Annotated in this window: 12 protein-coding genes and 1 riboswitch; of the genes, 11 read left to right on the forward strand and 1 reads right to left on the reverse strand. The window is 69.9% G+C overall.

Annotated features, from left to right (window positions below; translation table 11 throughout):
• Positions 1–171: 171 nt before the first annotated feature.
• From ACIBJC_RS28755 to ACIBJC_RS28800, 10 genes are all read left to right on the forward strand, one after another.
• A complete protein-coding gene (locus ACIBJC_RS28755; protein ID WP_329823349.1) occupies positions 172–780 on the forward strand; it encodes a CDP-alcohol phosphatidyltransferase family protein in 609 nt (202 codons plus the stop codon).
• Between the two features lie 112 nt (positions 781–892).
• On the forward strand, positions 893–3,388 hold the full coding sequence (locus tag ACIBJC_RS28760) for a sugar phosphate nucleotidyltransferase (RefSeq protein ID WP_399297348.1): 2,496 nt from the start codon (positions 893–895) through the stop codon (positions 3,386–3,388).
• Positions 3,389–3,509: 121 nt separating this feature from the next.
• On the forward strand, positions 3,510–4,442 hold the full coding sequence (locus ACIBJC_RS28765) for a DUF881 domain-containing protein (RefSeq protein WP_399297350.1): 933 nt from the start codon (positions 3,510–3,512) through the stop codon (positions 4,440–4,442).
• Positions 4,439–4,771 (forward strand): small basic family protein, encoded by a 333-nt coding sequence (locus tag ACIBJC_RS28770; protein WP_023543062.1) that lies wholly within the window; start codon positions 4,439–4,441, stop codon positions 4,769–4,771. Before ACIBJC_RS28765 ends, ACIBJC_RS28770 begins: the two co-directional genes overlap by 4 nt.
• A 5-nt stretch (positions 4,772–4,776) precedes the next feature.
• Positions 4,777–5,676: a DUF881 domain-containing protein gene (locus tag ACIBJC_RS28775; protein WP_399297352.1), complete on the forward strand. Its 900-nt coding sequence runs from the start codon at positions 4,777–4,779 to the stop codon at positions 5,674–5,676.
• 82 nt (positions 5,677–5,758) lie between these two features.
• Positions 5,759–6,643 (forward strand): FHA domain-containing protein, encoded by an 885-nt coding sequence (locus ACIBJC_RS28780; protein WP_329823361.1) that lies wholly within the window; start codon positions 5,759–5,761, stop codon positions 6,641–6,643.
• A 20-nt stretch (positions 6,644–6,663) separates the two neighbouring features.
• On the forward strand, positions 6,664–7,401 hold the full coding sequence (locus tag ACIBJC_RS28785) for a MerR family transcriptional regulator (protein WP_399297354.1): 738 nt from the start codon (positions 6,664–6,666) through the stop codon (positions 7,399–7,401).
• Positions 7,402–7,454: 53 nt separating this feature from the next.
• Positions 7,455–7,928 carry a bifunctional nuclease family protein gene (locus ACIBJC_RS28790; protein WP_006123076.1) on the forward strand — a complete coding sequence of 158 codons (474 nt, stop codon included), beginning with the start codon at positions 7,455–7,457 and terminating at the stop codon, positions 7,926–7,928.
• A 179-nt stretch (positions 7,929–8,107) separates the two neighbouring features.
• A complete protein-coding gene (locus ACIBJC_RS28795; protein WP_399297356.1) occupies positions 8,108–8,677 on the forward strand; it encodes a MerR family transcriptional regulator in 570 nt (189 codons plus the stop codon).
• A gap of 80 nt (positions 8,678–8,757) precedes the next feature.
• The gene (locus ACIBJC_RS28800; protein ID WP_399297358.1) at positions 8,758–10,311 is read left to right on the forward strand and encodes a DNA polymerase IV; all 1,554 of its coding nucleotides are present in this window, start codon (positions 8,758–8,760) and stop codon (positions 10,309–10,311) included.
• Here the strand turns inward: ACIBJC_RS28800 and ACIBJC_RS28805 are convergent.
• Entirely contained in the window at positions 10,206–10,604 is a 399-nt protein-coding gene (locus tag ACIBJC_RS28805) for a PRC-barrel domain-containing protein (protein ID WP_399297360.1), read from the reverse strand. The genes ACIBJC_RS28800 and ACIBJC_RS28805 overlap by 106 nt on opposite strands.
• A gap of 113 nt (positions 10,605–10,717) precedes the next feature.
• Positions 10,718–10,815: riboswitch (glycine riboswitch) on the forward strand.
• Positions 10,816–10,999: 184 nt separating this feature from the next.
• Between ACIBJC_RS28805 and gcvP the strand changes: the two genes are divergently transcribed.
• On the forward strand, positions 11,000–13,885 hold the full coding sequence (gene gcvP / locus ACIBJC_RS28810; protein WP_399297362.1) for an aminomethyl-transferring glycine dehydrogenase: 2,886 nt from the start codon (positions 11,000–11,002) through the stop codon (positions 13,883–13,885).
• The last annotated feature ends 11 nt before the right edge of the window (positions 13,886–13,896 follow it).

The raw sequence follows: 13,896 nt of genomic DNA on the forward strand, positions 1-13,896 counted from the left end.
CAGGGGGGACCCTGTGGGAGAGTAGGACGCCGCCGAACAATCATTGACGGGAATGCCCCGCACCTCTGGTGCGGGGCATTTCTGCGTTCCAGGCCCCCTTGCAGGCGTCGGCCTGCCCTGAGGGTAAGGTCAGGAGGCATCGTTGGCTCGTTCCACACAGGAGGCTCCCGGGTGGAGGTCCAGGAGACCCGCGTCCAGACGGACCGGGTGCTCACCATCCCCAACATCCTCAGCATGGCTCGCCTCGTCGGCGTACCGCTCTTCCTGTGGCTGATCCTCCGTCCCGAGTTCGGCGGGCCCAACAGCGACGGCTGGGCCCTGCTGGTGCTGATGCTGAGTGGCGTCAGCGACTACCTCGACGGAAAGCTCGCGCGCCGCTGGAACCAGATCAGCAGCCTCGGCCGGCTCCTCGACCCCGCCGCGGACCGGCTGTACATCCTTTCCACCCTGGTTGGCCTCACGTGGCGCGAGATTCTGCCACTGTGGCTCACCGCCGCCCTATTGGCCCGTGAGCTGATGCTTCTGGTGATGGTGGGCATCCTTCGCAGGCACGGTTACCCGCCTCCCCAGGTGAACTTCCTCGGGAAGGCGGCTACCTTCAACTTGATGTATGCCTTCCCGCTCCTGCTGCTCAGTGACGGAAGTGGATGGCTTGCGTCACTCGCCGAAGTTTTCGGATGGGCGTTCGCAGGATGGGGTACAACGCTGTATTGGTGGGCAGGAGTCCTGTATGTGGTCCAGGTCCGCCGGCTCGTCAAGGCGGACAACGTGGCCGATTGAGCTCGTCGATGTGGTGCCGTGCAATGTCGCCGGCTCACGCCTGACGCCATGGGGCCTCGTTCCAGACGGGTGAAGTCGGCGAGACCGTCTCTTCAAGGAGGACGCTTCCGACATGAAGGCCGTCGTGATGGCCGGTGGCGAAGGTACTCGACTTCGTCCCATGACCTCAAGCATGCCCAAGCCGCTCCTGCCGGTCGTGAACCGGCCGATCATGGAGCATGTGCTGCGGTTGCTCAAGCGCCATGGGCTCAGCGAGACCGTCGTCACCGTGCAATTCCTCGCCTCCCTCGTCAAGAACTATTTCGGCGACGGTGAAGAGCTGGGCATGGAGCTCAGCTATGCGAACGAGGAGAAGCCGCTCGGCACCGCGGGGAGCGTGAAGAACGCCGAGGAGGCACTGAAGGACGATGCGTTTCTCGTCATTTCCGGTGACGCCCTCACCGACTTCGACCTGACCGACCTCATCGCCTTCCACAAGGAGAAGGGCGCACTCGTGACGGTGTGCCTGACCCGGGTCCCGAATCCGCTGGAATTCGGTATCACGATCGTGGACGAGGAAGGAAAGGTCGAGCGCTTCCTGGAGAAGCCCACCTGGGGCCAGGTCTTCTCCGACACCGTGAACACGGGCATCTATGTCATGGAGCCCGAAGTCTTCGACTACGTCGAGGCCGATGTGTCGGTGGACTGGTCCGGCGATGTCTTCCCTCAGCTCATGAAGGAAGGCAAGCCGATCTACGGCTATATCGCCGAGGGGTACTGGGAGGACGTCGGCACGCACGAGAGCTACGTCAAGGCCCAGGCCGACGTACTCGAAGGCAAGGTCGACGTCGACATCGACGGCTTCGAGATCTCCCCGGGCGTCTGGGTCGCCGAAGGCGCCGAGGTCCACCCCGACGCCGTGCTGCGCGGACCGCTGTACATCGGTGACTACGCCAAGGTCGAAGCCGATGTCGAGATGCGCGAGCACACCGTCATCGGCTCCAACGTGGTCGTCAAGACCGGAGCGTTCCTCCACAAGGCCGTCGTCCACGACAACGTCTACATCGGGCAGCACAGCAATCTGCGCGGCTGCGTGATCGGCAAGAACACCGACATCATGCGGGCCGCCCGCATCGAGGACGGCGCGGTCATCGGCGACGAGTGCCTGGTCGGTGAGGAATCGATCATCCAGGGCAATGTGCGGGTGTACCCGTTCAAGACCATCGAGGCCGGCGCCTTCGTCAACACCTCGGTCATCTGGGAGTCCCGCGGACAGGCGAATCTCTTCGGCGCCCGTGGTGTTTCGGGCATCCTGAACGTCGAGATCACGCCAGAAGTCGTGGTCCGGCTGGCAGGGGCGTACGCGACCACGCTGAAGAAGGGCTCCACCGTCACTACGGCGCGTGACCATTCGCGTGGTGCCCGAGCCCTCAAACGAGCCGTGATCTCTTCGCTCCAGTCCAGCGCCATCGACGTACGGGACCTGGAGAACGTGCCGCTGCCCGTCGCCCGGCAGCAGACCGGCCGGGGCAGCGCGGGCGGCATCATGATCCGGACGTCGCCGGGGGTGCCCGACTCCGTCGACATCATGTTCTTCGACGAGCGGGGCGCCGATCTCTCCCAGGCGGGCCAGCGGAAGCTCGACCGGGTGTACGCCCGCCAGGAGTACCGCCGCGCGTTCCCCGGCGAGATCGGGGATCTCCACTTCCCCGCCAGCGTCTTCGACTCGTACACCGGTTCCTTGCTCCGCAACGTCGACACCACCGGGATCTCCGAGGCCGGCCTCAAGGTCGTCGTCGACGCCTCCAACGGCAGCGCCGGGCTCGTACTGCCCAGTCTGCTCGGCCGGCTCGGTGTCGACGCCCTGACGATCAACCCGGGGCTCGACGAGTCCCGGCCGACGGAAACGGCCGAGTCACGTCGCTCGGGGCTGGTCAGACTCGGCGAGATCGTCGCCTCCGCGCGGGCCGCGTTCGGTGTGCGGTTCGACCCCGTCGGCGAGCGGCTGTCCCTGGTGGACGAGCGCGGCCGGATCATCGAGGACGACCGTGCCCTGCTCGTCATGCTCGACCTGGTCGCCGCGGAGCGGCGCAGCGGGCGGGTGGCGCTCCCGGTGACCACCACGAGGATCGCCGAGCAGGTCGCCGCGTACCACGGCACGCAGGTGGAGTGGACGACGACATCGCCCGACGATCTGACCCGGGTGGGCCGTGAGGAGTCCACGATCTTCGGCGGGGACGGCCGCGGCGCCTTCATCGTGCCGGAGTTCAGCAGCCTCCTCGACGGCACGGCGGCCTTCGTACGGCTCATCGGTCTGGTGGCCCGTACGCAGCTCACCCTGAGCCAGATCGACGCCCGGATCCCGCGCGCCCACGTCCTGCGCCGGGATCTGGCGACCCCGTGGGCCGTCAAGGGCTTGGTGATGCGCAGCGTCGTGGAGGCGGCCGGTGAGCGTCAGGTGGACACCACCGACGGGGTGCGCGTGGTGGAGACCGACGGACGCTGGGTGATGGTGCTGCCCGACCCGTCCGAGGCCGTCACCCATCTGTGGGCGGAGGGTCCTGACGACGCGTCGGCCCAGGCGCTGCTCGATGAGTGGTCGTCCGTGGTGGACAGCGCAGGTCATTAAGGGCGGTCCGGGACGCTTCGCAGGTGTCCCGGCGGCAGGTCGGACGGCGTCCTCGGACGCCGTCCGGCGCGTCGGTGGGGCCATTCGGCGGTAGCGGTCGCGACGTGCGACGATGTGCGGCATGTCGCAGCAGCCCCCCATGAGGAGCACCGCTTCTCCGCCCGCGCGTCCGGACGCGTCGATGTCGCTGCTGAACAGTGTGATGGACCACAGCCTCGATGAGGGGTACGCGGAGGCGGCGGCCCGCAGGGACGCGGAGGACGGCGGGCTGCCGCGCACGCTCAAGGCCAAACTGGGCCTTGCCGCAGGGCTGGTGCTGGCCGCTCTCGTGGTCACTGTCGGTGCCGCCCAGGCCCGTATCTCGGCCCCTGTGGTGGCGAAGGAACGCGAGGAGCTGATCGACCGGATCAACTCGGAGACGTCGACCGCCGACGGGCTGGAGAGCACCGTCGAGAAGCTCCGCAAGGAGGTCGGTGACCGGCAGCGTGCCGCGCTGCGGACCCAGGGCGGCGACCAGGGCGAACTGGTGGCCCTGCTGGCCGGTGCGACCCCCGTGCGGGGGCCCGGCGTGAAACTGGTCGTCGACGACGCCAAGGACGCCTCGTCGGGTGGCGGCGGCGGTCCCCGGGAGAGCAGTGGTTTCTCCGACACGGGCCGGGTACGCGACCGTGACATGCAACGGGTCGTCAACGGCCTGTGGGAGTCGGGTGCCGAGGCGATCGCCATCAACGACCAGCGGCTGACCTCGCTGTCGGCGATCCGGGCCGCCGGGGACGCCATACTGGTCGACAACAGGCCACTCGTGCCGCCGTACACGGTGCTCGCGGTGGGGGACGGAAAGAAGCTGAGCACCGCGTTCCAGGACAGCGCCGATGGCCAGTATCTGCACTCCTTGCAGGAGAACTTCGGCATCCGCACCAGCATTTCGGACCAGCGGGACCTGCGCCTTCCTGCCGCGCCCAGCCTGATCGTACGTACAGCAGAGCCGGAGACCGCCGACGCCGGGAAGGGCACCGGGCAGGACGCGGCCGACATGGAGAAGGGCACATCGTGATCGCCGTACTGGGCCTCGTCGTGGGAGTCGTGGTCGGACTGTTGGTCCGGCCCGAGGTGCCGGCCGTGGTCGAGCCTTATCTTCCGATCGCCGTCGTCGCCGCTCTGGACGCGGTCTTCGGCGGGCTGCGGGCCATGCTCGACGGGATCTTCGTCGACAAGGTGTTCGTGGTCTCCTTCCTGTCGAACGTGGTGGTCGCCGCGCTGATCGTCTTCCTCGGCGACAAGCTGGGCGTGGGCGCGCAGTTGTCCACGGGTGTGGTCGTCGTCTTCGGTATCCGGATCTTCTCCAACGCTGCCGCCATCCGGCGACACGTGTTCCGGGCGTGACGCCGATGAACAGCGAAGAGAACCCCCGGAACCCTCAGAAGCCCGAGACCCCCGAGAACGCGCAGCACGCCGAGAAGCCCCAGGGCGCCGAGGACGCCGCCGGCGCCGCGGACGCGACCCCCGGAGCCGGTGCGGGCCCCGAGGGCGCCGCCGGGGACGCTCCGGGGCAGTCCGGGGCTCAACAGCTCACCGGACGCCAGCGGTTGGCGGCGGGGCTGTGGCCGCCGCGGGTGACGCGGGCGCAGCTCATCGTCGCCGTCCTGCTGTTCGGGCTCGGGCTGGGGCTCGCCATCCAGGTCAGGTCGAACAACGACGACAGCGCGCTGCGCGGCGCCCGCCAGGAGGACCTGGTGCGGATCCTGGACGAGCTGGACAACCGGACGCAGCGGCTCGAGGACGAGAAGCAGCGGCTGGACGCCCAGCGCACCGAGCTGGAGACCAGCTCGGACCAGGCCGAGGAGGCCCGTAAGCAGACCAGGGAAAAAGAGCAGCAGCTCGGCATCCTGGCCGGTACGGTCGCCGCTCAGGGGCCCGGCATCACGCTGACGATCAGGGACATCAGCGGGACGGTCGAGCCGGACATGCTGCTCGACGCGCTCCAGGAGCTGCGGGCGGCCGGCGCGGAGGCCATTCAGATCAACGATGTCCGCGTCGTCGCCGATACGTACTTCTCGGGTGCGGGAGGTGAGGTGCGGGTGGACGGCAAGGCGGTGTCCTCGCCGTACGTCTTCAAGGTCATCGGTAAACCGCAGGATCTGGAGCCTGCCCTGAACATTCCGGGCGGGGTGGTCCAGACGCTGGAGAAGGAGCAGGCCACGGCCACGGTGACACGGGCTGAGAAGATCATTGTGAATGCCTTGCGACCCGCGAAGCGGCCTGACTACGCTCGGTCGTCATCACGGTGAGGCGGGGGCGCATGCGAGCCGTCGTACGGGGGCATGAGGTTGCGGGGGGTCGACGCACGAACAGTGCGGTGAGTGGTGGAAACTGTCCGGTGGATACGGACGTTGTCAAGATGTCCGGGTCGGCAGGTGTGTTCATTCAGGGTTCGTCCTGCCCCACGGGCGGGTCTGTTTCGGTCAAGGGGAATCGCCCGTGAAGTTGTTTGGGAAGTTGTTCGGCAAAAGCGCACGCGAGGACGGCGGGGGGCGCTCCCGCCATCGCGCAGCGCGTGGTGGGAGCGAGGAGCAGGGCGGCGAACGTCCGCTCTTCCGCGACCAGGTGGGCGGCGAGGCCACCGGCGCGTCGTCTGTTGACCCTGCCGGTCCCGGCCGCATAGGTTTCGGGGAATCATCGGCCCCCGGGGGGCCGTCGCGGCAGGAGGATCCCTCTATGGCGGCCTTGCCGGTTTGTACGAGGTGCGGGCACCGCAATGCCGAGGCCAGTCGGTTCTGCTCCAACTGCGGGGCGCCGCTGCGGGGCGGAGTGCCCCCGGAGCGCGCTTCGGAGACGACCTCGACGATCTCGATCTCGGGTCTTGAGGCGTACGACTCCGAGGTGACGGGCCAGACGTCGCTTCCGTCGCTCACCCCGGAGGCGCAGGCCGCCGTCGACGCCCTGCCGCTCGGCTCGGCGCTCCTGGTGGTGCGGCGCGGTCCGAACTCGGGCAGCCGCTTCCTGCTGGACGGCGAGCTGACCACGGCCGGCCGCCATCCGGAGAGTGACATCTTCCTGGACGACGTGACCGTGTCGCGTCGCCACGTGGAGTTCCGCAGGGGCGGCGACGGTCACTTCACGGTCTCGGACGTCGGCAGTCTGAACGGTACGTACGTCAATCGTGAGCGGATCGACTCGGTCCTGCTGGCGAACGGCGACGAGGTCCAGATCGGGAAGTACCGGCTGGTCTTCTACGCGAGCCAGCGGGGCGTGTGACAAGCCCCTGAGGAAGGTCCATGCCGCGTACACCGACGGGCGGTGCCGGACACGGCGCCGCCCCTACCGGCGACCCGCTGATGAGTATCGGCGCGGTCCTGGGCAGGCTGCGGGACGAGTTTCCCGAGGTCTCCATCTCCAAGATCCGGTTTCTGGAGGCCGAGGGGCTCGTCGAGCCCTGCCGGACCCCTTCGGGGTATCGGAAATTCAGCGCGGAGGACGTTGAGCGGCTCGCTCGCGTCCTGCGGATGCAGCGGGACCACTATCTGCCGCTGAAGGTCATCAAGGGACACCTGGACGCCCTGGAGCGCGGCGAGGACGTGCCTCTTCCCGGCTCTCGGCGGGCGCTGAGGGGACCGCGGGGGGACGCGGAGTCCGATCTTCCGACCGCGGCGCGGATCGGCCGTGAGGAGTTGCTGGCGGCGACCGGGGCCGACGGGCGCGCGCTCGCCGAGTGGGAGGCGTACGGCCTGGTCGCCCCGATGCCGGACGGAGGCTACGACGCGGAGTCCGTGACGGTCGCGAAACTTGTCTCGGATCTGGGCGGATTCGGCCTGGAACCGCGGCACCTGCGCGCCATGAAAGCTGCGGCCGAGCGCGACGCGGGACTGGTCGAGCAGGTCGTGGCCCCGCTTCGGCTGCACCGTAACCCGCAGACCAGAGCCCATGCAGAGGAGACCACGAAGGAGCTTTCGGCACTCTGTGTGCAGCTTCACGCGGCCCTGCTGCGTACGGCTCTCGGGCCGGGTCCGCACTGATCATGGGAGAGTCCGACTACCCAAACCTGCCGGGCACGTCCTAGGGTTGCTGTGTGAACGAGCTCGACGTTGTGGGTGTCCGGGTGGAAATGCCCTCCAACCAACCGATCGTGCTCCTGCGTGAAGTGGGAGGCGACCGGTACCTCCCCATTTGGATCGGACCGGGGGAGGCGACCGCCATTGCCTTCGCCCAGCAGGGCATGGCCCCGGCCCGGCCGCTGACCCATGATCTCTTCAAGGACGTGCTGGAAGCGGTGGGCCAGGAGCTCACCGAGGTCCGGATCACGGACCTGCGTGAAGGGGTCTTCTACGCGGAGCTGGTCTTCGCGAGCGGGGTCGAGGTGAGCGCGAGGCCGAGCGATGCCATAGCGCTCGCTCTGCGCACGGGTACGCCGATCTACGGCAGTGACGGGGTTCTGGACGATGCCGGCATCGCCATCCCGGACGAGCAGGAGGACGAGGTGGAGAAGTTCCGCGAGTTCCTCGACCAGATCTCTCCGGAGGACTTCGGGACCAACAGCCAGTGAGCGGCCGGTGAGCGCTGCACCGGGCCCCGCCAGCGCATTCGGTCAGCTTTTCCCCGAAATGGGGCACGGGAAACCACTCTCAGGGTGATTATCACTCGGCGTGGCGAGTGTGGCGATCGTTGACGCACCCCTGGTGACTGCCTACCTTCGACAGGGCAGGTCAAGGACGGAGGGTCGGCGTGAGAAGCAGCGGCGACGGTACGGCGGCGGGCGGTCCGTATCCGCTTCACAGCAGCGCGCCCGACCCCGGAGCGGAGACGGTCGGATACCGAGGGCCCACCGCGTGCGCGGCGGCGGGCATCACGTACCGCCAGTTGGACTACTGGGCGCGTACGGGGCTGGTCGAGCCCAGCGTGCGGCCCGCGTACGGATCGGGCACGCAGCGGCTCTACAGCTTCCGGGACGTGGTCGTCCTCAAGATCGTGAAGCGGTTCCTGGACACCGGGGTTGCGCTCCAGAACATCCGGGCGGCGGTCCAGCACCTGCGGGACCGCGGCTTCCGGGACCTGGACCGTATGACGCTGATGAGCGACGGTGCCACCGTTTACGAGTGCTCCTCGCCCGACGAGGTGGTGAGCCTGCTCCAGGGCGGCCAGGGGATCTTCGGCATCGCGGTCGGCGTGGTGTGGCGGGACGTCGAGTCCGCGCTGTCCCAGCTCCACGGGGAGCGGATCGACACCGGCGAGACGCTGATCGGGAACAACCCCGCCGACGAACTGGCCAGGCGGCGCCGCGACCGGGCCGTCTGACCAGGCCCTTTCCGCCCGACCGGCCCCCGCGTGGCGGCGTCCCGGGCCGATTGTCAGTGGTGTGAGGCAGCATCAGTGGTGTGAGAACCGCGCCGACCGTCCTCCATCTGGACATGGATGCCTTCTTCGCCGCCGCAGAGCAGGCCGCGAAGCCGAGTCTGCGCGGAAAACCGGTGGTCGTCGGCGGTCTGGGCCCGCGAGGGGTGGTCTCCACGGCGTCCTACGAGGCACGGCGGTTCGGGGTGCACTCCGCGATGCCGATGGCCCAGGCGAGACGCCTCGCGCCGAACGCCGCGTATCTCGTGCCGCGCTTCACGCTCTACCGCGCGGTCAGCGAGCAGGTGATGGGGCTGCTGGGCCGGCTCTCGCCGCTGGTGGAGCCGCTCAGTCTGGACGAGGCGTTCGTGGACCTGGAGGCGGGCGGCTCCGCCGATGACACGGCCTCGGCGCTGGCGACGGGGGAGCGGCTGCGCCGGGACATCAGGGAGCTGACCGGGCTCAGCGGCTCGGTGGGGCTCGCCGGGTCCAAGATGCTCGCGAAGATCGGTTCCGAGCAGGCCAAGCCGGACGGGCTGGTCCTGATAGAGCCCGGTACGGAGCGCGAGCTGCTGGGGCCCATGACCGTACGGACCCTGCCCGGGGTGGGGCCCGCGACGGGCGAGCATCTGCGCCGGGCCGGTATGACGACGGTCTCCGACCTGGCCGAGGCGGGCGAGGACGAGCTGGTACGGCTGCTGGGCAGGGCCCACGGCGCTTCGCTGTACCGGATGGCGATGGGGAACGACGACCGGCCGGTGGTCTCCGAGCGCGAGGCCAAGTCCGTGTCGGTCGAGGACACCTTCGACACGGACCTCCACGACCGGGTGCGGGTGCGTACGGAGGTGGACCGGCTGGCGGAGCGGTGCGTGCGGCGGCTGCGGGCCTCCGGGCACTCCGGGCGGACCGTCGTCCTCAAGGTGCGCAGGTACGACTTCTCCACGCTGACCCGCTCGGAGACGCTCAGAGGCCCCACGGACGACCTGGGCGTGGTCAGGGAGGCCGCGGGGCGCCTGCTGGAGTCCGTGGACACCACGGGCGGCGTACGGCTGCTCGGGGTGGGGGTGACAGGGCTCGCCGACTTCACGCAGGAGGACCTCTTCGCGCAGGCCGCCGCCCGCGAGCGGGAGGCGCAGGAGCATGCCGACCCGCTCGGCGAGGCCGCGGGCGCGGGTCAGGGGGACGCGGGGGCGGAGGGCGGCGCGGGGGAGCGGGGGGAGGGGGTGGCGGCCGTGGGGGACGGGGCGCCGTCGGCGGCGGGGCCCGCCGGACTTCCCGAGCCGTCCGAGGAGCGCCGGTTTCCGGCCGGACACGATGTGCGCCATGCCGAGTTCGGTCCCGGCTGGGTGCAGGGCAGCGGGCTGCGGAGGGTCACCGTACGGTTCGAGGAGCCAGGGTCCGCACCGGGGTGGGTGCGGACGTTCTGGGTCGATGATCCCGATCTGGAGCTCTCCGAGCCGCTGCCCCTGGTGCCGGAGACGGGGCAGTCGCGTCAGTCGTCCTGGCCCGCCAGCCGCCCGAAGTTCCGCTCGGAGTCCCGGTCCGAGCGGGCCGCGGGCCCCTCCGGCGGTTCCGGGGCCGGCAGGGCGAGGCCGTAGTGGTGGTAGAGCTGAAGCTCCTGCTCGGGGGAGAGATGGCGGCCGACACCGAAATCGGGGGCGTCCTTGATCAGCGCCCGTTCGAACGGGACCCGCAGCCCCTCCGCCTCCAGTGTGCTGGGGGCGAGGGGGACGAAGGCGTCACGGCTGAAGAGCCCGGTGCGGACGGCGGCCCATTCGGGCGTACCCGTGGCGTCGTCGAGATAGACCTCGTCGACCGTGCCGAGCTTGCGCCCCTCCCGGTCGTACGCCTTGCGTCCTATCAGGCTGCGCGGATCGATATCGGTCTCCACGGTCCCTCCAGCGGGTCGCAACTGCTCGTAAGCACTACAGAAGTGCAGAACCGGGGCGACGGCCACTCGAAAGTTGCCCGGAAGATCCCGCTGGTAGGCTGGCAAGCGGCTGCTGACCCCGCGCGGGAGAGTTCTCCGGTGAGCCCACCGGAGGCGCCGAAGGAGCAAATCCTCCCCGGAATCTCTCAGGCCCCCGTACCGCGCGGACGAGGTCACTCTGGAAAGCAGGGCGGACGCCGGACCGTACGGCATCCGCTCTCACCGACGGTGAAAGCCGGACCGCCGCACGGCGGACCGGTGAAGCTCTCAGGTCGAGATGACAGAGGGGGAGGCCGTTTAGGGCACCCGCGCCTTGGTGCCCCCACAGGTCGTGGCAGACCAGGAGGCCTCCGTACATGAACGCCCACCGCACGCCGCTCGCCCAGCTTGAGCGTGGCATCCCCTTCGAACAGCGCCACATAGGCCCCGACGCGGGGGCGCAGGCGAAGATGCTCGCGCAGGTCGGCTACGGCTCGCTCGACGAGCTGACCGCCGCCGCGGTACCCGACGTGATCAAGAGCGCCGAGGCGCTGAACCTCCCGGACGCCCGCACCGAGCCCGAGGTCCTCGCGGAGCTGCGCTCGCTCGCCGACCGCAACCAGGTGCTGGCGCCGATGATCGGGCTGGGCTACTACGGCACGTTCACCCCGCCGGTGATCCTCCGCAACGTGATGGAGAATCCGGCCTGGTACACCGCGTACACGCCCTACCAGCCCGAGATCTCCCAGGGCCGGCTGGAGGCGCTGCTCAACTTCCAGACCGTCGTGGCCGAGCTCACGGGGCTGCCGACCTCCGGCGCCTCCCTGCTGGACGAGTCCACCGCCGCCGCGGAGGCCATGGCGCTCTCCCGCCGCGTCGGCAAGGTCAAGGGCGGTGTCTTCCTGGTCGACGCCGACACCCTGCCGCAGACGATCGCCGTGATCCGTACCCGCGCCGAGCCGACCGGTGTCGAGGTCGTCGTCGCGGACCTCGGTGAGGGCATCCCCGCCGAGGCCGTCGAGCGCGGTGTCTTCGGGGTGCTGCTCGCGTACCCGGGCGCCTCCGGGGGCGTACGGGACCTCAGGCCCGTGATCGAGCGGGCGCACGAGCTCGGCGCGGTCGTCACCGTCGCCGCCGACCTGCTCGCGCTGACGCTCCTCACCCCGCCCGGCGAGCTGGGCGCCGACATCGCCGTCGGCACCACCCAGCGCTTCGGCGTCCCCATGGGCTTCGGCGGACCGCACGCCGGCTTCATGGCCGTACGCGAGAAGTTCGCGCGCAGCCTACCGGGACGCCTCGTCGGGGTCTCCGTCGACGCCGACGGCCACCCGGCGTACCGGCTCGCGCTCCAGACCCGCGAGCAGCACATCCGCCGCGAGAAGGCCACCAGCAACATCTGCACCGCGCAGGTGCTCCTCGCCGTCATGGCCGGGATGTACGCGGTCTACCACGGCCCCGACGGGCTGCGCTCCATCGCCCGGCGCGCCCACCGGTACGCGGCGGTGCTCGCCGCGGGGCTGCGGGCCGGCGGGGTCGAGGCCGTGCACGCCGCGTACTTCGACACGCTCACCGTCCGGGTCCCGGGACGGGCCGCCGAGGTCGTCGCCGCGGCGCGCGAGGGCGGGGTCAACCTCCGCCAGGTCGGCGCCGACCAGGTCTCCGTGGCCTGCGACGAGACCACCGGCCGCGCGCAGCTCGCCGCCGTGTGGACCGCCTTCGGTGTCCAGGGCGACATCGACGCGCTGGACGCGGCCACCGACGACGCGCTGCCGGCCGCGCTGCTGCGCACCGACGACTACCTGACGCACCCCGTCTTCCACGAGCACCGCTCCGAGACCGCGATGCTGCGCTATCTGCGCCGGCTCGCCGACCGCGACTACGCGCTGGACCGCGGCATGATCCCGCTCGGCTCCTGCACGATGAAGCTGAACGCGACCACCGAGATGGAGCCGGTCACCTGGCCCGAGTTCGGCGCGCTGCACCCCTTCGCCCCGGCAGAGCAGGCGCAGGGCTATCTGACGCTGATCCGCGAGCTGGAGGAGCGGCTCGCCGAGGTGACCGGGTACGATGCGGTCTCCCTCCAGCCCAATGCCGGGTCGCAGGGCGAGCTGGCCGGACTGCTCGCCGTACGGGCGTACCACCGGGCCAACGGCGACACCGGGCGCACCGTCTGCCTCATCCCGTCCTCCGCGCACGGCACGAACGCGGCGAGCGCGGTCATGGCCGGGATGCGGGTCGTCGTCGTCAAGACCCGCGAGGACGGCGACGTCGATGTCGAGGACCTGCACGCCAAGATCGAGCAGCACGGCGCGGAGCTGGCCGTCCTGATGGTCACCTACCCGTCCACACACGGGGTGTTCGAGGAGCACATCGGCGACATCTGCGCGGCGGTGCACGACGCGGGCGGCCAGGTGTACGTCGACGGCGCCAACCTGAACGCGCTGGTCGGGCTGGCGAAGCCCGGCCGGTTCGGCTCCGACGTCTCGCATCTCAACCTGCACAAGACGTTCTGCATCCCGCACGGCGGGGGCGGCCCCGGTGTCGGTCCCGTCGGCGTACGGGCGCACCTCGCCCCGTACCTGCCCAACCACCCGCTCCAGCCGGCCGCCGGGCCCGAGACCGGCGTCGGGCCGATCTCGGCGGCGCCGTGGGGCTCGGCCGGCATCCTGCCGATCTCCTGGGCGTACGTACGGCTGATGGGCGGGGAGGGCCTCAAGCGCGCGACCCAGGTCGCGGTGCTCGCCGCCAACTACATCGCCAAGCGCCTGGAGCCGCACTACCCCGTGCTCTACACCGGCCCGAACGGACTGGTGGCGCACGAGTGCATCGTGGACCTGCGCCCGCTCTCCAAGGCCACCGGGGTCAGCGTCGACGACATCGCGAAGCGCCTGATCGACTACGGCTTCCACGCGCCGACGATGTCGTTCCCCGTGGCGGGCACGCTGATGATCGAGCCCACCGAGAGCGAGGATCTGAACGAGATCGACCGCTTCTGTGAGGCGATGATCGCGATCCGTGCGGAGATCGAGCGGGTCGCGTCGGGTGAGTGGCCCGCGGACGACAACCCTCTGTGCCACGCCCCGCACACGGCCGCCGCGCTGGGCGGGGAGTGGGAGCACGCCTACAGCCGCGCCGAGGCGGTCTTCCCGGCCGGTGTGTCGGCCGCGGACAAGTACTGGCCGCCGGTCCGCCGTATCGACGGCGCGTTCGGCGACCGTAATCTGGTCTGCTCGTGCCCGCCGGTGGACGCGTACGACAACTGACGTACGGGGCG

This window comes from Streptomyces sp. NPDC050509, from assembly GCF_044457965.1.
In the GTDB taxonomy this organism is placed as follows: Bacteria; Actinomycetota; Actinomycetes; order Streptomycetales; family Streptomycetaceae; genus Streptomyces.

Bases quoted from the DNA above. Each gene is read 5' to 3' on its own strand.
- ACIBJC_RS28760 (WP_399297348.1), top strand. From the start codon at position 893: ATGAAGGCCGTCGTGATGGCCGGTGGCGAAGGTACTCGACTTCGTCCC.
- ACIBJC_RS28765 (WP_399297350.1), top strand. From the start codon at position 3,510: ATGTCGCAGCAGCCCCCCATGAGGAGCACCGCTTCTCCGCCCGCGCGT.
- ACIBJC_RS28775 (WP_399297352.1), top strand. From the start codon at position 4,777: ATGAACAGCGAAGAGAACCCCCGGAACCCTCAGAAGCCCGAGACCCCC.
- ACIBJC_RS28785 (WP_399297354.1), top strand. From the start codon at position 6,664: ATGCCGCGTACACCGACGGGCGGTGCCGGACACGGCGCCGCCCCTACC.
- gcvP (WP_399297362.1), top strand. From the start codon at position 11,000: ATGAACGCCCACCGCACGCCGCTCGCCCAGCTTGAGCGTGGCATCCCC.